This window comes from Streptomyces sp. NPDC051976 (genome assembly GCF_040680795.1).
In the GTDB taxonomy this organism is placed as follows: domain Bacteria; phylum Actinomycetota; class Actinomycetes; order Streptomycetales; family Streptomycetaceae; genus Actinacidiphila.
The window spans coordinates 25,015-45,937 of the sequence record NZ_JBFAXL010000066.1; the positions used below are offsets into that span (position 1 = coordinate 25,015).

The window sequence follows — 20,923 nt, forward strand, 5'->3', positions numbered from 1 at the left end:
TGGTCACACCGCGGGCACCCGACCGCGGTGCTCAGACCGCGATCACGATCTTGCCGGTGAGGTGGCCCGCCTCGCTGGCGCGCTGGGCGTCGGCGGCCTGCTCCAGCGGGAAGGACGCGTGGATCGGCAGCTCCAGCTTGCCCTCGCCGAGGAGGGCGAGCGCCTCCTCGAAGGCGGGACCGCCGCGGTACTCGTCCGCGCCGCCGGAGGTGAAGCGGACGCCGTGCCTGCCCGCGCCCATCGCGTCGGCGATGGTCACCACGCGCGCGGTGCCGCCGGTCAGCTCGATCGAGTCCGGGATCACGTCGCCGCGCCCGGCCGCGTCGAGGGCGGCGTCGATGCCGTCGGGGGCCGCGGCCCGCACCCGCTCGACCAGCCCGTCCCCGTACAGCACCGGGATCGCGCCGAGCGCCCGCAGGTGGGCGTGGTTGCCCTCGCTCGCGGTGCCGACCACCCGCACACCGCGCGCCACGGCGAACTGCACGGCGACCGTGCCGACGCCGCCCGCGGCGCCGTGCACCAGCAGGGTCTCACCGGGCTTCAGGTCCAGCAGCTCCAGCGCGCGGTAGGTGGTCTCCGCGGCCACCGGCAGCGCGGCGGCCTGCTCCCAGCCGAGCGAGGCGGGCTTGCGGCCCAGCGTGGCCGCCGCGGCGAGCGCCTGTCCGGCGTAGGAGCCGGTCACGGTCGGGCCGAAGACCTCGTCGCCCACGGCGAAGTCGGTGACGCCCTCGCCCACGGCCTCGACGACCCCCGCCGCCTCGACGCCGGGGACCTTCGGGAAGGTGACGGGGAAGACCTGCTGGAGATAACCGGCACGGATCTTGGTGTCGAGCGGGTTCAGGCCCGCCACCCGCACGGCGATCCGCACCTGGCCGGGGCCGGGCTCGGGCACCTCGGTCTCGGTGACCTGCAGGACGTCGGCGGAACCGTACTCGGTGAAGACAACGGACTTCGTCATGGTGTTCACAATCCTTGGGTGCGGTCGGGGTGTTGACCCCTCGGTGGTGACGTGTTCCAGCATGGACAGGTGAGCGCGACGATCCGGCCCGCCCTTCGGACGGTTGTGCCTGGCCGAAAGTACAGTCCGCGCCGGCCGTGATCGCCGTACCGTGGACAGCATGCTGACGAATGGCTGGAATCGCCCGGAGGACGCGCTCGAACGTGCCCTGCACGTGCTGGGCGCGCCGCTGCCCGACACCCTCGGGCGGCTGTCGGGCGTGCTCGCGGACCTGGTGCCGCACCGGGTGCTGGCCCGGCTGAGCGCGGTCTGCTCGTACACCCCGCGGCTGGCCGTCGGTGACGAGGAGCTGGCCGACCGGATCACCAGCGCGGAGCTGGGGCGGCTGGCCGGCCAGGTGCCGGTGGGCAGCCCGTGGCAGGGCGAGGCGGAGATGGGCGGCACGCCGCGGCCGGTGCTCGCGGTGGCGTCGGCGCCCGAGGGCATGGACGTCGGCGGCGGTTCGCTGCTGGTGGTGGTCCGCACCTCGGACGAGCCGCTGGACCCGCGGACGCTGGCCGTGGTGCAGCGGATGTGGGACCTGGTGACCCTCAACATGGGCCGCCGCACCGCCGACGCGGAGCCCGCCCAGGCGGCCAGTTCCCGGGCGGCGGCGGGAGCCAGGGCGCGGGTCATCTCGGAGCTGACCGACGCGCACTCCACCTCGCTGTCGGCCATCCTCGGCACCCTGCGGGCCGCGTCCCTGGACGACGCCACCGCCCGTCGCGGCGCGGTCGACCTGGCCGTCGCCGCGCTGGTGGAGCTGCGCGCGGAGGCGGATCTGGACCGCGAGATGAGCGAGCAGCCCGCCGACGCGGCCTTCGGCCGCCTCACCGACGAGCTGCGCCCGCTGCTGCGCTACAGCCCCGTCGAGCTGGATCTCCGCCCGCCGGGCTCACGCCGCTCGCTCCCCGCCGACCTGGCCAACGGAGCGCGGGCCGCGGTCCGCGGCGCGGTGCTCGCCATGCTCGAACAGGGCGATCTGCGGCGGCTGCACGTGAGCTGGCAGCTCGACGACGACACGCTGCGCGCGGTGGTACGGGACGACGGCCCCGGGCGGCTGGCGGGCGAGGCGTTGGCGGTGCACCGCATCACCGACCGGCTCGGTGCGCTCGGCGGGCGGCTCGCGCTGGACGCGCTGCCCGGCTGGGGCAGCACCATCACCATCACCCTGCCGCTGGGCGTCCCCGCCGCCTCCGCGCCGGCGGAGCCGCTGGACGGGCTGCACCCGCGGGAGCGCGAGGTGCTGCAGCAACTGGCGCTCGGCCGCCGCAACCGGGAGATCGCGCAGGCGCTGCACATCAGCGAGTCGACGGTGAAGTTCCATGTCGCCAACATCCTGGGCAAGCTCGACGTCGGCTCCCGCGGCGAGGCGGCGGCCTTCGCGCACCGCGCGGGCCTGGCCCCGGCCCGCCCGATGCGCGCGGTCAGCGGGGGCTGACGCACACACCCGGGGTGCCGCGGGGTCAGGCCGCGACCGTGACCGCCTCGCGGGCCAGCCGCGGCGAGACGGCCGCCGGGCGGGAGGCGAAGACCACCAGGCGCAGCAGCAGGAAGCGGCCGATGCCGGCCAGCCCGGACGCGGTGAGGTAGACCGCCTGGCCCAGCAGCGCGCTGCCCCCGGGGTGGACGGCCTGGTAGCCGAGCAGTGCGCCGGTGGTGAACAGGTACGAGACCAGGACGGTGAGTCCGGAGGCGCAGTGGTCGCTCCAGCTCGCGCCGCCGCGGCCGAAGGTGAACCGGCCGTGCAGTTCGGTGGCGAGCGCGGTGGAGGCCACGGTCACCACGGCGTTGGCGGCGGCCAGCGGGACGCGGTCGCCGATCAGCAGCAGCACACCGCTGGCCAGCAGGGTCACCCCGCCGCCGCACACCACGAATCGCGCGAACGAAGCGAGCGCCTTCGTGGCTGCCATCGTCAACTCCTCTGCCGGGGGCGGCCGCTGGGCGCGGTCCGCCGTGTCGTCACCGACTCTCCCGCGCGGCGGCGGCCCGGCCCATCCGGCGTCTCCCCCATTGCGGGTGGGGGCTACCCCCACCCCCGCCTCAGGGACGGGTCGGGGTCACTCGCGGGGGCCCCATGACAACACTCAACATATTAGAAGATCATGAGAGTCTTTGGCCATTGTTTAAAAGGCGGGTGGCGCACATCACCCATGGATTGCGAAACAAGATGAGGCTTTTCATCCCTCATTACCGGAATGTCCATTTGCCCCTGCGGGTCCCGTCGTGCCAGAGTCTTTCCAACGGCCCCCTCAGACCCGGGCTCGGCCGTTCCACAGGCGCCACGAGCCACACCCCCCTTGGCTCGTGGCGGTACGAAGAGGCCCTCGACGCAGTCGCACAACGACGCGGAGGGCCTCTTCACTTTTCCGCCGGGCGCGGAGCCCGGCTCGCGCTACTGCCGCTCGATGACCCGCAGTTCGAACCAGGTGGTCTTGCCGCGCGCCTGGAGGTCGACGCCCCAGCGGTCGGAGAGCTTGTCGACCAGGAAGAGGCCGCGGCCGCTGATGTCCATGTCGCGGACCGGCAGCAGACAGGGCAGCCCACGCGAGGGGTCCCGCACCTCGACCCTGATCCAGCCGCGGCGGCGCTGCATCCGCAGCCCGAACGACCGGGCGCCGGTGTGCCGTACGGCGTTGCCGACCAGTTCCGACACGAGCAGTTCGACGGTGTCGGCGATCTGCGGCAGCGCCCACACTCGTACCACCGACAGCGATAACCGCCGGGCGGTGGAGGCGGATTCGGGGCGGGAGGTCAGATGGACCTCGTTCACGGACGGGTCGCCGAGCAGATCGAAGGCGCTGGCCGCCTCATCCTCAAGCTGGAGCGGCGTTGTTCCCGCGGCGGCGTTCGCCCGCTGCGGCTGCTCAGATCCTGCCCGGCCCGCCATGAGTTCATGATGGCGTCACACAGCGGGTTCCGGGGGGTAACCCGGAGAATTGACAATGCGGAACGGTGTGTTCCATACGGAAGTTTCGGCATATGCATATGGCATGCAACGTACCGGAACACCCATACCGGCCTGCGGAGTTGATGGTGTCAACCATCACAGCGGATGGTGGCGGCCCGAATTTTCTTAAGGTTTCCATAAGGTTGCCTTAAGCCGGACCGCCCACCCTCCGTCACCGCCGATGTCACTCCAACGAGAGCCGGTTCAGCGGAACTTGGCCTTCCCCGGGCCGTCCTCGACGAAGCTGCGCATGCCCGTGGTGCGGTCCTCGGTGGCGAACAGCCCGGCGAACAGGGTGCGTTCGATCGCGAGCCCGGTGGTCAGATCCGTCTCCAGACCGCCGTCCACCGCCTCCTTCGCCGCCCGCAGCGCGTACGCGGGTCCGCGGGCCAGCCGCTCGGCCCACTCCCGGGCCCGCCCGTAGACCTCGGCGGCCGGTGCCACCTGGTCGACCAGGCCGATCGCGAGCGCCTCCTCGGCCGTCACCATCCGCCCGGTGAAGATCAGGTCCTTGGCCTTGGCGGGGCCGACCAGCCGGGCCAGCCGCTGGGTGCCGCCGGCGCCGGGGATCAGCCCGAGCAGGATCTCCGGCTGGCCCAGCTTGGCGTTGTCGGCCGCGATCCGGATGTCCGCACACATCGCGAGTTCGCAGCCGCCGCCGAGGGCGTACCCGGTGACCGCCGCCACTACCGGCTTGGGGATCCGCGCCACGGCCGTGAAGGCGTCCTGCAGCCCGCGCGACCGGTCCACCATGTCCTCGTACGACATGGCCTGCATCTCCTTGATGTCCGCGCCCGCCGCGAACACCTTCTCGCCGCCCCACACCACCACGGCCCGCACGTCCTGGCGGCCGGACGCCTCCTCCGCCGCCTCCTTGAGCAGATCCTGCGTGGCGCTGTCCAGCGCGTTCATCGGCGGCCGGTCCAGCCGGAGGGTACCGACGCCATTGTCGACTTCGAGGGTCACAGTCATCCCCGGAGCGTACGACGCACGGGCCGCCCCCGCGAGAAGGGGGCGGGCCGTGCGGCTCCTTCAGCCCCGCCCAGCCGTGAGCGAGCCAAAGGGCGCGCCGGTGTCGAAAGCGACGATGAGCAGGGAGCGAGTGGGGGCACCCCCGGACGGAGTCTGGGGGAGAGCGACCGTCGAAGAGGACCGTCGACACCGGGTCTAAGCGCCCGGAGGCGAGCGAACACAATCAGGCAGTCCACTCGCTCCAGGGGAGGTTCCAGCCGTTGAGGCCGTTGTACCACTGGACCGTTTTGTCGTGGGAGTTGATCACCTGGACGACGTCGCCGATCAGGGAGTTGTTGTAGAACCAGGCGGCCGGGGTGGTCGGGTCGCCCGCGCCGCGGACGTCGTGCAGGCCGACGCAGCCGTGGCTGGTGTTGCTGCTGCCGAACACCGACGTGTCGGCCCAGTAGTTGCCGTGGATGAAGGTGCCGGACTCGGTCAGCCGCATCGCGTGCGGCACGTCCTTGATGTCGTACTCGCCGCCGAAGCCGACGGTGTCGCCGTTCATCCGGGTGCTGAGGAACTTCTCGGAGATCACCATCTTGCCGTTGTACGTGGTGTGGTCCGGCGCCCCGGAGGAGATCGGGATGGTGCGGATCGGCTTGCCGTCGCGGTAGACCGTCATCGAGTGCTTCGCGGCGTCCACGACGCTCACCTGGCTGCGCCCGACGGTGAAGCGCACGGTCTTGTGCTGCTTGCCGTAGACGCCGGGGGCGGCCTCGACACCGTTGAGGTTGAGGTTCAGCGTGACCTTGGTACCGGCCGCCCAGTACGACTGCGGGCGGATGTACAGCCGCTGGTCGCCGTACCAGTGGGCGGCCACCGGGACCGACGGGGATGCGGTGACCTGGACGCCGTCCTCGACGGCCTTCTTGTTCCTGATCGGCCGGTTGAAGTCGAGGTAGACCTCCATGCCGACGCCGACGGTCGAGCCGTCCTCGGGAGTGAAGAAGCCGACGAAGGTGTCCTTGGGGGTGACCGTGGTGAAGCTGGAGTGCTTGTCGGAGTCGTGGCCCGCGGAGTCCTTGGCGACGGCGTCCACCGTGTACTGGGTGGCGGTGTCGAGGTGGCCGGTGGGCGTCCAGCCGCTGCCGTCCGCGGTGATCGCGCCCGGCACCGCGGTGCCCTTGTCGTCCTTGACGACGACCGACGACAGCTTGCCGCCCTGTGCGGCGACCCGCAGGGTGCCGGTGGTCGCCACGTCGCTCGCGCCGTCCGCGGGCAGGATCGTCACGACCGCGGTCGAGGCGACGGTGTCCGACGTACCCGCCGAACCGCTGGGGCCGCCCTTGGCGTCACTGCTTCCGCCCTTGCCCCCGCCGCCGCACGCGGTCACCAGCAGCAGCAGCGCACCGAGCGCCAGCGCCGTGACGTTCCTTCTGACACCCGTCGCCGCGAGTATCGGCTTCAACTTCTCTACTCCCCTACCACCCTGAACTCCCCCCTGCAGCGCAAGACAATCACACGAATCACGGGCTCAGGGGTCCGGGATTGTCACTGTTCCGTCCCAGATGACTGTGTACCCGCCGTGAGCCCGCGGTGCACCCGCCGTGACCCGGCGATCGACGGGGGCCGGGCCCGGAGACGCCGAAAGCCCCGGCTGCCACGCGGGAGAGCGCGGGCAGCCGGGGCGCGAGCGGCGGGTGGTTCAAGGGGACGGGTCGTGGGCGGGGTCCGGGCCCGAATGCCGCGGCCGCAGCCGGGCGGGTTCAGTGCTGACGGGTCTTGCCACCGGCCGGCGTCGGACGCGGGTCGGTGGTGCAGCCACCGCGCCGGCACTCCGGGTTCTCGCACGACATGGTCACTCCTTTCTCTCCCTCCCGGCCGGGGGTGTGCCCTGATCTGAACTCGGTTTCGAGAGCGCGCCGTTGGCCGTTCGGGACGTACGGATGTCTGTTCGTCTGTGGAGGAGACGGATCAGCGCCCGATACCGTTCCGCGACCCGCGGGACTCACAGGCTCGAACCGGCCGTCCAGTCGTCCCAGGAGAGGTTCCAGCCGCTCATGCCGTTGTCCGCGGCGACGGTGCGCTCGTGCGAGCCGATGACCCGGATCGGGTCGCCGACCAGGGAGTGCGCGAAGAACCAGCCCGCCGGGGTGGCCGCGCCACCGCCCTTGGTGTCGCGCAGCCCGATGCAGCCGTGGCTGACGTCGGTCCTGCCGAAGACGTCGGGCGAGGACCAGTAGTTGCCGTGCACGAAGGTGCCGGAGCGGGTCAGCCGCATGGCGTGCGGGACGTCGGGGATGTCGTACTCCGCACCGAATCCGACCGTATGACTGTTCATCCGGGTCAGCGTGAACTTCTCGGCGATCACCATGATGCCGTTGTACGTGGCGTGTCCGGGGACGCCGGTGGAGACCGGCAGCACCCGCAGGACGTCGCCGTCGCGGCGGACGGTCATGGTGTGCGCGGCCGCGTCGACGGTGGAGCGCTGGTCACGGCCGATCGAGAAGTGCACGTCCTTCCACTGGGTGCCGCGGATGCCGGGAGAGCCCTCGACGCCGCGCAGCCGCAGCCGCAGGGTGACCTGGGTGCCCGGCGCCCAGAACAACCGCGGCCGCAGGTCGAGCCGCTGGTCGCCGAACCAGTGGCCGACCACCGGCACCGCCGGGTCCGCGGTGACGGTGACGCCGCGTTCGACGGCGGCCCGCGCGGCCACCGGGTGGCTGAACCGCAGCGAGATGATCATGGCGGTGCCGACGGTGCTGCCGTTCTCCGGGCTGAAGAAGCCGATGAGGGCGTGCGCGGGCACGAGCGTGGTGAAGACCGCGTGCTTGGCGGCGGGGCGTCCCAGCGCGTCCACCGCGTAGGCGTCCACCGTGTACTGGGTGCCGAGCGCCAGCGACCCGCTGGGGTGCCAGCTGCGGGCGTCGGCCGAGACCGCGCCGGGCACCGGGACGCCGTCCGCGCTCTTCGCGACGACCTCGGTGAGCGTGCCGCTGCCGACGGTGACGGCGAGGGCGCCGCCGGTCGGTACGTCCTTGGCGCCGTCGCCGGGCGCGACCGCGATCACGGCCTGCGACTGCGCGGCGTTGAGCGGCGGCTTCGCGTCATGAACGCCCCCGCCGCCGCGGCCGGGACCACCGGCTCCGCACCCGGCGATCAGCATCGCGCCCAGCACCGCACCCACGCCCGCGCGCATCGCGCACCTCAGCCCTCTCGTCACGCACCGTCAACGACGCCACCACCACCGGGGAAACGCGCACTTGGGACGAGTCCGGACCGATCAACCGTGTGACTCCGTACCCCCAGGTGGGAAGGAATGGTGCAGGGACACGACGCGCGCCGGGCCGGGACGCCGGGCGCGGGTCCGGTCCCGCCGCCGAGCCGCGGGAGGCAGACACGTGTCAGAGACACGCGAACACGGCGCCTCCGGGCGCCCCGAGGCGTTCCCGCCGCCCGGCCCCGAGCAGGCGGTGGTGACCGCGCCCCCGCCGCCGCGGACCGCGCCCGAACCCCTGGAGGGCCTCGTCGCGCGCCGGGCCGCGCCGCGCGGCACCACGGTGTGGCCGGGCTCGCCGCAGCCGCTGGGCGCCCGCTTCCGTACCGGGCCCGACGGCCGCACCGGCACCAACTTCGCGCTGTGGGCGGGCGGCGCGGAGTCGGTGGAGCTGTGCCTGTTCGCCCCGGACGGCACCGAGACCCGCGCGCCGCTGACCGAGCTGACGCACGAGATCTGGCACGGCTTCGTCCCCGGTGTGCTGCCGGGGCAGCGGTACGGCTACCGGGTCGGCGGCCGCTGGGACCCGTGGACCGGGGCCCGCTGGAACCCGGCGAAGCTGCTGCTCGACCCCTACGCGCGGGCGGTGGACGGCGATTTCGTGCTGGTGCCCGAGGTCTACGGGCACGTCAGGGACTGGCCGGAGCCGCATGTCGCGGACACCGTACGGGACAACCGCGACTCCGCCCCGTACGTGCCCAAGGGCGTCGTGGTCGATGACGACGACGACTGGGAGGACGACCACCGGCCCAAGACGCCGTGGTCGGACTCGGTCATCTACGAGCTGCACGTGCGCGGCTTCACCCGCACCCACCCGGACGTCCCGCCCGAACTGCGGGGCACCTACGCCGGGTTGGCGCATCCCGCGGCGCTGGCCCATCTGACCCGGCTGGGCGTCACCGCCGTCGAGCTGCTGCCGGTGCACCAGTTCGCGCACGAGGAGCACCTGGAGCGGCGGGGTCTGCGCAACTACTGGGGCTACAACTCGATCGGCTACTTCGCCCCGCACGCCGGGTACAGCGCGAGCGGCACCCGCGGCGGGCAGGTCGGCGAGTTCAAGCGGATGGTGCGGGCGCTGCACGCGGCGGGCATCGAGGTGATCCTCGACGTGGTCTACAACCACACCGCCGAGGGCGGCGAGGGCGGCCCGACGCTGTCGCTGCGCGGTATCGACAACCGCGGCTACTACCGGCTCCAGCCCGACGCCCGGCGCTACGCCGACTACACCGGCTGCGGCAACACGCTCAGCGTCGTCCAGCCCCATGTGCTGCGGCTGATCACCGACTCGCTGCGGTACTGGGTCACCGAGATGGGCGTGGACGGCTTCCGGTTCGATCTGGCGGCGGCGCTCGCCCGCTCGATGCACGACGTGGACATGCTCTCGCCGTTCCTGGCGGTGATCGCCCAGGACCCCGTGCTGCGCCGGGTGAAGCTGATCGCCGAACCGTGGGACGTGGGCTCCGGCGGCTACCAGGTCGGGGCGTTCCCCCCGCTGTGGACCGAGTGGAACGACCGGTTCCGCGACACCGTACGGGACTTCTGGCGGGGCGCGACGGGGGACGTCCGCGATCTCGGCTACCGGCTGTCCGGCTCCAGCGACCTCTACGACTGGGGCGGCCGCCGCCCGTACGCCTCGGTCAACTTCGTCACCGCGCACGACGGTTTCACCCTGCGCGACCTGGTCAGCCACGAGCGCAAGCACAACGACGCGAACGGCGAGGACGGCAGGGACGGCACCGACGACAACCGCTCGTGGAACTGCGGCGCCGAGGGCGGCACCGACGACCCGGCGGTCCGGGCGCTGCGGCTGCGCCAGCAGCGCAACCTGCTGGCCACACTGCTGCTGTCCACCGGAGTGCCGATGCTGGTGGCGGGCGACGAGATGGGCCGCACGCAGGGCGGCAACAACAACGCGTACTGCCAGGACAACCCGGTGAGCTGGGTCGACTGGTCACTGCTCGACGACCCGGACTGGCGCGCGATGGCGGAGCTGGTGTCGCGGCTGATCGCGCTGCGCAGGACGCACCCGGTGCTGCGCCGCGGTGGCTTCTTCTCCGGGCTCGCGCACACCCCCGAGGGGCTGCGCGACCTGGCGTGGTTCGGCGCCGACGGCGAGGAGATGCGCGACGAGGACTGGTTCGCGTCCTCGGCGACGCTGGGGATGTACCTGTCGGGCCGGGACATCCTGCAGCGCGACGCGCGGGGCAGGCCGCTGGTCGACGACAGCTTCCTGGTGATCGTGCACGCGGGCTCCCGGCCGGTCGCCTTCACCCTGCCCGGCGCCCCCTGGGCCTCGTCGTACGAACTGCTGCTGGACACCTGCCTGGAGGACCAGTCGCGGGCCCCGGGCACCGCGGCGGCCCCCCGCGAGGAAGTGCCGGTGGCGGCGCGGTCGGTGCGGATGTACCGGGCGAGGTGAGGTGCCTTCGGTGAGGTGGTCGACGGCGTGAGGTGGGCCACGGCGAGAGGTGGTCCACGGTGTGAGGTGATCCCGCCGATATCGCCTGGACGCCGCCAAGTGGTCCAGTCCAATATGGCACGGTGACCTCTTCCTCGCCGTGCCAGGACCCGACCGCGACCGCCGGGCCCGGCACCGGGGGCAAGGACACCGCCGAGCTCCCGGGGGACCGGCTGTGGTCGCGGAACTTCCGGCTCTACTTCACCGCCCGCTCGGTCGCCACCCTCGGCGACACCATGCTGCCGGTCGCCCTCTCCGCGGGCCTGCTGTCGTACGGCTACTCCGCCGGTGACATCGGCCTGGTGATGGCCGCCTCCACCGCCTGCTTCGCCGGACTGGTGATCTTCGGCGGGGTGTTCGCCGACCGCTTCAACGCCCGCGCCATGATGATCGGCGCGGACCTGGCACGGGTGGGCACCCAGTCGACGGCCGCGGTGCTCTTCCTGACCCACCAGGTGCGGCTGTGGGAGATCGTGGTCATCGCGGTGGTCAACGGCACCTGCGCGGCGATGTTCCAGCCCGGGGTGGCGAGCACGGTGGTGCGGGTCGCCACCGACGTGCAGGGCGCCAACGGTGTGACCCGTACCGCGGAGTCGGTGGCGGGCCTGGCGGGTCCCGCGCTGGCGGGCGTCCTGATCGGGTTCGTCTCCCCCGGCGCCGTCTTCGCCGTCCACGCCTCCACGTACCTGGTCAGCGCGGTCAGCCTGATCCTGCTGCGGCTGGCCCCGCTCCCGCCGCGCCCGGCCGCCACCCGCGGCGGGCCGAGCACCTTCCGCTCCGACCTCGCCGAGGGCTGGCGGGAGTTCCGGGCCAGGACCTGGATGTGGGGGGTGATCGTGATCTGGATGGGCTACATGGTCTTCGTCATCGGCCCCTACGTCCCGCTGGCCGCCGGCCAGATCATCCCCGAACACGGCGCGGGCGCCTACGGCCTGGTGAACTCCGCCCTCGGCGGCGGCACCGCGGTGGGCGCGCTGTTCGCCATCCGGGTGCGGGCCCGGCATCCGCTGCGCGCGGGGGCACTGGCGCTGTTCGCCGCCGTCCTGATGCCCGGCTCGGTGGGCCTGGACCTGCCGGTGCCCGTGGTGGTCGGCTGCGTCTTCCTCGCCGGTACGGGCTGGGCGGTGTGGAGCGTGAACTGGGCCACCACCGTGCAGACCCAGGTGCCCGGCGACATCCTCAACCGTATCCACGCCTACGAGGTGGCCGGGTCGCTCGCCATGCTGCCGGTCGGCCAGGCGCTGGCGGGCCCCGCCTCCGCCGCGTTCGGCGCCCGCCATGTGCTCCAGGCGGGCGCGGTGGTCGCCCTGCTGGTCTGCGTCGCGCTGCTGGCCGTCCCCGCCGTCCGCGACCTCCGACGCGCCCCGACCGCGTGATCCCCCGGGTCGGCCGAAAAACCGGATGAGGGCTGTCAGTACCCGCCCGTAGTGTCAGGAGTGATGCCTGCCACGACCCCTGACCCCGCGCCCGCTGTCCGTTCGAGATCGGTGATCCGCTCGCTGTTGCGGCTCTGGCCGTATGTGCGCCCTGTGCGGACGCGGCTGGGGCTGTCGGCGGTGGTGGCCGTGGTGGCGTCCTGCATGGCGCTGCTGATCCCGCTGGTGCTGAAGTGGATGGTCGACGGGCCGGTCACCGACCACGACCCGTCGGGGGTGTGGCTGGGCGGCGGGCTGGTGCTGCTGCTCGGCCTGCTGGAGGCCGGGCTGTTCGGCGTCCGCCGCTGGCTGGTGGCAAGGCCCCTGGCCGGGGTCGAGGCGGCGATGCGCGCCGACCTCTACCGGCACCTGCAGCGGCTGCCGGTCGACTTCCACGACCGCTGGGCCTCCGGCCAACTGCTGTCCAGGGCCACCATGGACCTGCAGATCCTGCGGATGTTCCTGGCCTTCCCGCTGGTCTTCCTGGTGGTGAACGGCGCCACGATCCTGATCGGCTTCACGATCCTCTTCGGCCAGAGCTGGCTGCTCGGCCTGGTGCTGCTCGGCCCGGTCGTCCCGCTGGTGATCGTCTGCTCCTACTTCGAGTCGCGGTACGCCCTGCAGGCGCGCGCCGCGCAGGACCAGGCGGGCGATCTGGCCACCGTGGTCGAGGAGTCCGTGCTGGGCATCCGGATCATCAAGGCGTTCGGCAGGCACCGCAGCCAGGCCCGCGCCTTCCACGCCAAGGCGCACGAACTGCGGCTGACCGAACTGCGCAAGGCCCGGCTGCTGTCCGACATCTGGGCCGTCATCATGACGCTGCCCGAGCTGGCGATCGGCGCGGCGCTGGTGGTCGGCGTGCTGCAGGTCTCCGACGACAGGCTGTCGTCCGGCACCCTGGTCGCCTTCCTGACCACGGCGCTGGCGCTGCGCTGGCCGGTGGAGTCGATCGGCTTCCTGCTCGCGATGAGCAACGAGTCGGCGACCGCGGCCGACCGGTACTTCGAGGCGATGGACGCCGTGGAGTCCGACACCGGCGGCAGCGTGCCGACGCCGCGCACCGACGGCCTGCGGATGGACGGTGTCCGCTTCCGCTACCCCGACGCGCCCGAGGGCACCCCGGATCTGCTGTGCGGCGTCGACCTGCACATCCAGCCCGGCGAGACGATGGCCCTGGTCGGCGCGACCGGCTGCGGCAAGACGACGCTCACCGCGCTGCTGCCCCGGCTGCACGACGCCACCGGCGGCCGGATCACCCTGGACGGCGCGGACATCGCGGAGCTGCCGGTACGCCGGCTGCGCGAGCTGCTCGCGGTGGCCTTCGAGGAGCCGACGCTGTTCTCGGCCACCGTGCGGGAGAACGTGGCGATGGGCGCGGGCCCGGACGGCGCCTCCGAGGCGGAGGTGGAGCGGGCGCTCGCCATCGCGCAGTGCGACTTCGTCGCCGGGCTGCCGCGGGGCATGGACACCGAGGTCGGCGAGCAGGGCCTGAGCCTGTCCGGCGGGCAGCGGCAGCGCCTGGCACTGGCCCGCGCGGTGGTCGGCCGCCCGCAGTTCCTGGTGCTGGACGACCCGCTGTCGGCGCTGGACGTGCACACCGAGGCGCTGGTGGAGGGCGCGCTGCGCGAGGTGCTCGCGGAGACCACCGCACTGGTGGTGGCGCACCGCCCCTCGACCGTCATGCTCGCCGACCGGGTGGCGCTCCTCGCCGACGGCCGGATCTCCGCGGTCGGCACCCACGCGGAACTGCTGCGCGGCAGCGCCGAATACCGCCATCTGATGTCGGGCGGTGACGAGGACGACGCCCTGCGGGCCGGGTCCGCGCCCCCGCCGGGGATCGGCCTGAGCGCCGCACTCGACGACAGCGCACTCGACCTCGCCGAAGGGAGCGACGCCCGATGACGTCCGCGACGGACCAGGCAGCGACGCGGGACGCCGCGGGCGAAGAGGCGGAGGCGGCCGCCGTGCCCGCCACCGTGCCCGGCGCCCCGGCGACCGACCCCTTCGCCCAGGACGTGCTGCCCGCCCCGAAGAACGCCCAGCTCACCCTGTTGCGGTCGCTGGTGCGCCCGCACACCCGCCGGGTGTGGCTGGCCACCATCCTGCTGCTGGTCCAGCAGGCGGCGGTGCAGGCGGGCCCGCTGCTGGTCGCGTACGCCATCGACCGGGCGATCCCGCAGGTGCGCGACGGACGGCACGGGGCGCTGATCGCGGTCGCCTGCGGATATCTGGGTTGCGGGCTGGCCGCCGGCATCCTGCAGCGCGCCTTCATCCGGGTCGCGGCCTGGATCAGCCAGGACGTGCTGATCGATCTGCGCGGCCGGATCTTCCGGCACGCCCAGTCGCTGAGCCTGGACTTCCACGAGCGGTACACCTCGGGGCGGTTGATCTCCCGGGCGACCTCGGATGTGGAATCGCTGCGCGAGCTGCTCAGCGAGGGCCTGGAGGAGCTGATCGGCGTCGTCCTGTCGGCGCTCTACATCACCGTCCTGCTGCTGTTCCTCGACTGGGAGCTGGGCCTGGCGGTGCTGGCCTCCTGCGGCCCGCTGTACGTGGCGATCAGGATCTTCCAGCGCCGCTCGATGGTGGCGTACCGGAAGCGGTCGACGGCCATCGCGGCGGTGATCGTGAAGTTCACCGAGACGATGAACGGCATCCGCCCGGTGAAGGCGTTCCGCCGCGAGGAGCCCAACGACGAGGCGTTCTTCGAGCTGAACCGCCGGCACGAGCGGGCGAACGGCGACGCGATCCTGGAGATGGCCCGCTATGTGGTGGGCTCCCGGCTGATCGCCAACTTCACCATCGCCGCGATCGTGCTGTGGGGCGCCTACCGGGTCGCCGACGGCGGGATGGCGCTGGGTGTGCTGGCCGCGTTCGTGCTCTATCTGCGGCGGCTGTACGACCCGATCGACCGGCTGGGGATGTTCCTCAACTCCTACCAGTCGGCGGCCGCCTCGCTGGAGAAGATCGCCGGGCTGCTGGCGCAGGCGCCGACCGTACCGGAACCGGAACGGCCGGTGCCGCTGCCGGAGCGGGCGGGCGACCTGCCGGGCCGCGAGGTGGTCTTCGACGAGGTGCGCTTCGCGTACCGGACCGGCGGCGAGGTGCTGCCCACCTTCGGTCTGCGGGTGCCCCCGGGGCAGACGGTGGCGGTGGTCGGGGCGACCGGCGCGGGCAAGTCGACGCTGGCCAAGCTGCTGGCGCGGTTCTACGACCCGACGAGCGGCCGGGTGCTGCTCGACGGCGTGGAGCTGCGCGACCTGGCCCAGGCCGATCTGCGGCGCGGGGTGGTGATGGTGACGCAGGAGGCGTTCCTGTTCTCCGGCACGGTCGCCGAGAACATCGCGATCGGCCGCCCGGACGCCACCCGGGCCGAGGTCGAGGCCGCCGCGAAGGCGATCGGCGCCCATGACTTCATCGCGGCGCTGCCGGACGGGTACGACACGGACGTCCGCAAGCGCGGTGGCCGGATCTCCGCGGGGCAGCGGCAGTTGGTGGCCTTCGCCCGCGCGCTGCTGGCGGACCCCGCGGTGCTGATCCTGGACGAGGCCACCTCGTCGCTGGACATCCCTGGTGAGCGGGCCGTGCAGCACGCGATGCACACCGTGCTGCGCGGCAGGACCGCGGTGATCATCGCCCACCGGCTGTCCACGGTGGAGATCGCCGACCGGGTGCTGGTGATGCGCGACGGCCGCGTGGTGGAGGACGGCACTCCGGCCGAACTCATCGCGGACGACGGCCACTTCGCGGGTCTGCACCAGGCGTGGCAGGACAGCCTGGTCTGATCCGGGCTGACTGCCGGTCAGATCGCGCCAGACCACGGCCGGTTCTCCGCTGTCCCCTCCAGCCACCGTTCCGAGTGCTGGATTTGACAGCGGAGGACCGGCCTCTCCACTTTCCGGCACGTTATGTCCGGATTCATCGGCTCATGGAGTGCCGGAATCTTCTTCCGCGCGCAACACGCCCATCACAACCGCCCGTTATACGAACACGCGTCACCGAAGAACGAACTATTTTCAGCCAAGTTTATGCCATGGCAATGACATGTACCAGTAAAGGGTGTCACCCTGTGGCCGTTCCACAGCAACGCCACAGCTCTACCCGGGCAGCTCACCAACCCCACCTGCCCGGACTGTCACCGGTCGCCACCCGCGACCGCCGCAGAAGGAGTGACGAGTGCGACGATCCCCCCGCACGGCAGCAGCGGCAGGAACGCTGATTGCCGGTGCCGCGATGTTGGCGGTGACGCTGCCGGCCGGTACGGCCTCAGCCGGCGTCCCCGACAAGGTCGGTACGGCCACTTCGGCCAGTACTCACGTCCAGCCGCGAGCGGGCGCCCTGCCCGCCTCGCTCTCCCCCGCGCAGCAGGACGCGCTGGTCACGCAGGCACGGTCGAAGACCGCCGCCACCGCGGCCTCGCTGCACCTGGGCGCGAACGAGAAGCTGGTCGTGAAGTCGGTCCAGAAGGACGCCGACGGCAGCACGCACACCCGCTACGAGCGTACGTTCCAGGGCCTGCCGGTCCTCGGCGGCGACCTCATCGTGCACACCGCCCCGACGGGGGCGACCACCGGTGTGGACAAGGCGACCAACGCGTCGATCGCCGTCGCCAGCACCACCGCGGTGAAGAGCGCCGACTCGGCGAAGACCACCGCGCTGGCCCGCGCCAAGGCCGACGGGGCGGCCTCGCCGTCCGCCGTCGGCGCCCCCCACAAGGTCGTCTGGGCCGCCAACGGCGTTCCGGTACTGGCCTGGGAGTCGGTCATCGGCGGTGTGCAGGACGACGGCACCCCGAACCAGCTCCATGTCATCACCGACGCCACCACCGGCAACCGGCTCTTCGAGTACCAGGGCATCGAGACCGGCGTCGGCAACACCGAGTACAGCGGCCAGGTCACCATCGGGAGCACGCAGTCGGGGTCGACGTACACCCTGACCGACGGCACCCGCGGCGGCCACAAGACGTACAACCTCAACCACGGCACCTCCGGGACCGGGACGCTGTTCTCGCAGTCGAACGACACCTGGGGCGACGGCAACGCGACGACGGCCGCGACCGCCGGCGCCGACGCCGCCTACGGCGCCCAGGAGACGTGGGACTTCTACAAGAACGTCATGGGCCGCAACGGCATCAAGAACGACGGTGTCGGCGCGTACTCCCGTACGCACTACGGCAGCAGCTACGTCAACGCCTTCTGGGACGACGGCTGCTTCTGCATGACGTACGGCGACGGCTCGGGCAACGCGCACCCGCTGACCGCGCTGGACGTGGCCGGGCACGAGATGAGCCACGGCGTCACCTCCAACACCGCGGGCCTGGAGTACAGCGGTGAGTCCGGCGGCCTCAACGAGGCGACCTCGGACATCCTCGGCACCGGCGTGGAGTTCTACGCCAACAACACCTCGGACCCCGGTGACTACCTCATCGGCGAGAAGATCAACATCAACGGCGACGGCACCCCGCTGCGCTACATGGACAAGCCGAGCAAGGACGGCGGCTCCAAGGACTACTGGGACTCCAGCATCGGCGGCCTCGACGTCCACTACTCGTCGGGCCCGGCGAACCACTTCTTCTACCTGCTCTCCGAGGGCAGCGGCGCCAAGGTCATCGGTGGCGTGAGCTACGACAGCCCGACCAAGGACGGGCTGCCCGTGCCCGGCATCGGCCGGGACAACGCCCTGAAGCTCTGGTACAAGTCGCTCTCCGAGCGCTTCACCTCCACCACCAACTACGCGGCGGCGCGCACCCAGTCGCTGCAGGCCGCGGCCGACCTGTGGGGCGCGGGCAGCGCCACGTACAACACGGTCGCCAACACCTGGGCCGCGATAGGCGTCGGCAGCCGCGTCTCCACCAGCGGTGTCACCGTCACCAAGCCCGCCGACCAGTCGACCGTGGTGAACACCGCCGCGAGCCTGCAGATCCAGGCGAGCACCACCAACGGCGGCGCCCTGACGTACTCGGCCACCGGCCTGCCCGCCGGGCTGTCGATCAACGCCTCCTCCGGCCTGATCTCCGGCACCCCGACGGCCACCGGCACCTCGAACGTCACCGTCACGGCGAAGGACTCCACCAACGCCACCGGCTCGGCGTCCTTCACCTGGACTGTCAAGCCCGCGGGCGGCGGCGGCTGCACCAGCGCCCAGCTGCTCGGCAACCCCGGCTTCGAGACCGGCAGCGCCGCGCCCTGGACCGCCACCTCCGGAGTCGTCGACAACAGCTCCGGTGAGGCCGCCCACTCCGGCTCCTGGAAGGCCTGGCTGAACGGCTACGGCTCCACCCACTCCGACTCGGTCTCGCAGTCGGTGACCATCCCCGCCGGGTGCTCCGCCACCCTCACCTACTACCTCCACATCGACACCGCGGAGACCACCACCACGACCGCCTACGACAAGCTCACCGTCACGGCGGGCTCCACCACCCTGGCCAGCTACTCCAACCTCAACAAGGCCACGGGCTACGCCCAGAAGTCCTTCAACCTGTCCTCCTTCGCCGGACAGACCGTGACGCTGAAGTTCAGCGGCACCGAGGACTCCAGCCTCCAGACCTCGTTCGTGATCGACGACACAGCGCTGAACGTCAGCTGAGTCCGTCGCAACCATAGAACCCCAGGTCAGCCGCGTGAGGCGGCGATAACGGGACCCGGGCCGGCCCCCACAGCCGGCCCGGGTCCACCGCTTCCACGGCCCCCCGGGCAGCCCGCGGGGAGCAAGATCGACCACTGCCGGTACGACTCTGGTAGAGTGGTTCCCGTTGCAGTTGTGGTACCCAGAACTTTTTGTGCGCCTGGATGATTGCGATTCCAGGCGCACTTTTGTTTTGCCGGGATTTCTCCGGTGTGGGGTGATCATTTACAGCGACCCTGGGCCCGTACATCGCGGGTCTGGAAACTGCCCCACCTAAGGAGATCATTATGGCTACCGGAACCGTGAAGTGGTTCAACTCTGAAAAGGGCTTCGGCTTCATCGAGCAGGACGGCGGCGGCGCCGACGTCTTCGCCCACTACTCGAACATCCAGGCGCAGGGCTTCCGCGAGCTCCTCGAGGGCCAGAAGGTCGAGTTCGACGTCACGCAGGGCCAGAAGGGCCCGCAGGCGGAGAACATCCGCCCCATCTGATCTGCGTCGCCGGGCACCACGCTCGGTAACGAGAGGCCCGCACCGCACGGTGCGGGCCTCTCGCGTGCAGTCGCCGCTGACGCGGCCCGAGGAAGGAATCCCTCTTTTGTCACCCGTGTCCCCCGTAAAGCTGTTCTCCGACCTGCCGCTCGCCCCCGCGCTGGTCGCTGCCCTGAACGCCGACGGGGTGACCGAGCCTTTCCCGATCCAGGCCGCCACCCTCCCGGACTCACTGGCAGGCCGCGACGTCCTGGGCCGTGGCCGTACCGGCTCCGGCAAGACGCTCGCCTTCGGACTTCCCCTGCTCACCCGCACCGCCGCGCTCGGCCGCCGGGCCGACGCCAAGCGCCCGCAGGCGCTGGTGCTGGTGCCCACCCGCGAGCTGGCCACCCAGGTGACCGACGCGCTGACCCCGTACGCCAAGGTGCTCGGCCTGCGGACGACCGCGGTCGTCGGCGGCGCCTCGATCACCAAGCAGATGGCCGCGCTGCGCTCCGGCGCCGAGATCCTGGTCGCGACCCCCGGGCGGCTCTTCGACCTCATCGAGCGGCACGCCTGCGCGCTGGACCAGGTCGGCATCACCGTGCTCGACGAGGCCGACCAGATGGCCGACATGGGCTTCCTGCCGCAGGTCACCCGGCTGCTGGAGCAGGTGCGGCCGGGCGGCCAGCGGATGCTGTTCTCCGCCACCCTCGACCGCAATGTCGACAAGCTGGTGAAGCGGTTCCTGAGCAGCCCCGTGACACACTCGGTCGACCCGTCCTCCGCGACGGTCACCACCATGGAGCACCACGTGCTGCACGTGGACGAGGGCACCAAGCGCGCGGTGATCGCGGAGATCGCCGCCCGCCAGGGCGGCGTGATCATGTTCGTCGGCACCAAGCGCGGCGCCGACCGGCTCACCAAGCACCTGCTCGGCATCGGCGTGCGGGCGGTCGCGCTGCACGGCGGCAAGTCGCAGCCGCAGCGCAACCGGGCGCTCGACCAGTTCCGTACGGGGACGGCCGACGCGCTGGTGGCCACCAACGTGGCGGCCCGCGGCATCCACATCGAGGGCCTCGACCTCGTGGTGAACGTGGACCCGCCCACCGAGGCGAAGGACTACCTGCACCGCGGCGGCCGGACCGCCCGCGCGGGCGAGTCCGGCACGGTCGTCACCCTGGTGCTGCCCGAGCAGCGCCGGGAGAACGCCCGGCTGATGAGCGAGGCCGGGATCCGCCCGCACACCGCGCGGGTCCGCCCGGGCGACAACGACCTGGTCAGGATCACCGGTGCCCGCAAGCCCACGGGTACGCCGGTGACGCTGCCCGCCGCCGAGCCCGCCGCCCCGGCCCGCACCGCGAAGACCGGCTCCGCCCCCTCCCGCCGCCGGCGCGGCGGCGGCGCGGGCCGCCCCGACGCGGCGCCCGGCGCGTCCACCCCGCAGACCACCGGCACCCGCGCCCCGGGCCGCCGCACCGGCGCCCCCGCCGGCGAGGCCACCCCCGGCCGCGCCCGCCGCGGCGCAGCCCCCACCGAGACCGGCGGCCGCACGGGCCAGCAGCCCGCCAAGGCCGCCGCCAAGCGGGGCGGCAATCCCAACAGCCGTGCCCGCACCGGCGCCTCCGCGAACGAGGGCGCCGCGGGCCGCGGCCGCCGCACCGGCCCGGGTGCCGCCGCCGGCCGCGGCGGCGCGGTCGGCCGCCGCGCCCGCGGCCAGGACACCACGGGCCGCGGCCGCGCCGCCTGAGCCTGCCGCTCCTCGACACGACGGCGCC

General features: G+C 72.2%; 14 protein-coding genes. 8 read left to right on the plus strand and 6 right to left on the minus strand.

Annotated features, from left to right (window positions below; all coding sequences use genetic code 11):
- Window positions 1–31: 31 nt before the first annotated feature.
- Window positions 32–958: an NADP-dependent oxidoreductase gene (locus AB0M29_RS38490; RefSeq protein ID WP_365391463.1), complete on the minus strand. Its 927-nt coding sequence runs from the start codon at window positions 956–958 to the stop codon at window positions 32–34.
- 160 nt (window positions 959–1,118) lie between these two features.
- Here AB0M29_RS38490 and AB0M29_RS38495 point away from each other — a divergent pair, with 160 nt between their 5' ends.
- On the plus strand, window positions 1,119–2,438 hold the full coding sequence (locus AB0M29_RS38495) for a LuxR C-terminal-related transcriptional regulator (RefSeq protein WP_365391464.1): 1,320 nt from the start codon (window positions 1,119–1,121) through the stop codon (window positions 2,436–2,438).
- A 25-nt stretch (window positions 2,439–2,463) separates the two neighbouring features.
- Here AB0M29_RS38495 and AB0M29_RS38500 read toward each other — a convergent pair whose 3' ends face one another.
- From AB0M29_RS38500 to AB0M29_RS38520, 5 genes are all read right to left on the minus strand, one after another.
- Entirely contained in the window at window positions 2,464–2,910 is a 447-nt protein-coding gene (locus tag AB0M29_RS38500; protein WP_365391465.1) for a hypothetical protein, read from the minus strand.
- A 482-nt stretch (window positions 2,911–3,392) separates the two neighbouring features.
- A complete protein-coding gene (locus tag AB0M29_RS38505; RefSeq protein ID WP_365391466.1) occupies window positions 3,393–3,887 on the minus strand; it encodes an ATP-binding protein in 495 nt (164 codons plus the stop codon).
- A 264-nt stretch (window positions 3,888–4,151) separates the two neighbouring features.
- The gene (locus AB0M29_RS38510) at window positions 4,152–4,919 is read right to left on the minus strand and encodes an enoyl-CoA hydratase-related protein (RefSeq protein ID WP_365391467.1); all 768 of its coding nucleotides are present in this window, start codon (window positions 4,917–4,919) and stop codon (window positions 4,152–4,154) included.
- Between the two features lie 223 nt (window positions 4,920–5,142).
- Window positions 5,143–6,369, minus strand: coding sequence for an Ig-like domain-containing protein (locus AB0M29_RS38515; RefSeq protein ID WP_365391468.1), 1,227 nt, complete (start codon window positions 6,367–6,369; stop codon window positions 5,143–5,145).
- A 540-nt stretch (window positions 6,370–6,909) separates the two neighbouring features.
- Window positions 6,910–8,100 (minus strand): Ig-like domain-containing protein, encoded by a 1,191-nt coding sequence (locus tag AB0M29_RS38520; protein ID WP_365391469.1) that lies wholly within the window; start codon window positions 8,098–8,100, stop codon window positions 6,910–6,912.
- Window positions 8,101–8,416: 316 nt separating this feature from the next.
- Between AB0M29_RS38520 and glgX the strand changes: the two genes are divergently transcribed.
- The 7 genes from glgX (at window position 8,417) to AB0M29_RS38555 (ending at window position 20,895) form a co-directional block, all read left to right on the plus strand.
- A complete protein-coding gene (gene glgX / locus AB0M29_RS38525) occupies window positions 8,417–10,597 on the plus strand; it encodes a glycogen debranching protein GlgX (RefSeq protein ID WP_365391478.1) in 2,181 nt (726 codons plus the stop codon).
- A 122-nt stretch (window positions 10,598–10,719) separates the two neighbouring features.
- On the plus strand, window positions 10,720–12,012 hold the full coding sequence (locus tag AB0M29_RS38530) for an MFS transporter (RefSeq protein ID WP_365391470.1): 1,293 nt from the start codon (window positions 10,720–10,722) through the stop codon (window positions 12,010–12,012).
- A 63-nt stretch (window positions 12,013–12,075) separates the two neighbouring features.
- Entirely contained in the window at window positions 12,076–13,953 is a 1,878-nt protein-coding gene (locus AB0M29_RS38535; protein WP_365391471.1) for an ABC transporter ATP-binding protein, read from the plus strand.
- A complete protein-coding gene (locus tag AB0M29_RS38540; RefSeq protein WP_365391472.1) occupies window positions 13,950–15,836 on the plus strand; it encodes an ABC transporter ATP-binding protein in 1,887 nt (628 codons plus the stop codon). Before AB0M29_RS38535 ends, AB0M29_RS38540 begins: the two co-directional genes overlap by 4 nt.
- 391 nt (window positions 15,837–16,227) lie before the next feature.
- Window positions 16,228–18,636, plus strand: coding sequence for a M4 family metallopeptidase (locus tag AB0M29_RS38545; RefSeq protein ID WP_365391473.1), 2,409 nt, complete (start codon window positions 16,228–16,230; stop codon window positions 18,634–18,636).
- A gap of 326 nt (window positions 18,637–18,962) precedes the next feature.
- Window positions 18,963–19,166, plus strand: coding sequence for a cold-shock protein (locus AB0M29_RS38550; protein WP_365391474.1), 204 nt, complete (start codon window positions 18,963–18,965; stop codon window positions 19,164–19,166).
- A 97-nt stretch (window positions 19,167–19,263) separates the two neighbouring features.
- Window positions 19,264–20,895 (plus strand): DEAD/DEAH box helicase, encoded by a 1,632-nt coding sequence (locus AB0M29_RS38555; RefSeq protein ID WP_365391479.1) that lies wholly within the window; start codon window positions 19,264–19,266, stop codon window positions 20,893–20,895.
- The last annotated feature ends 28 nt before the right edge of the window (window positions 20,896–20,923 follow it).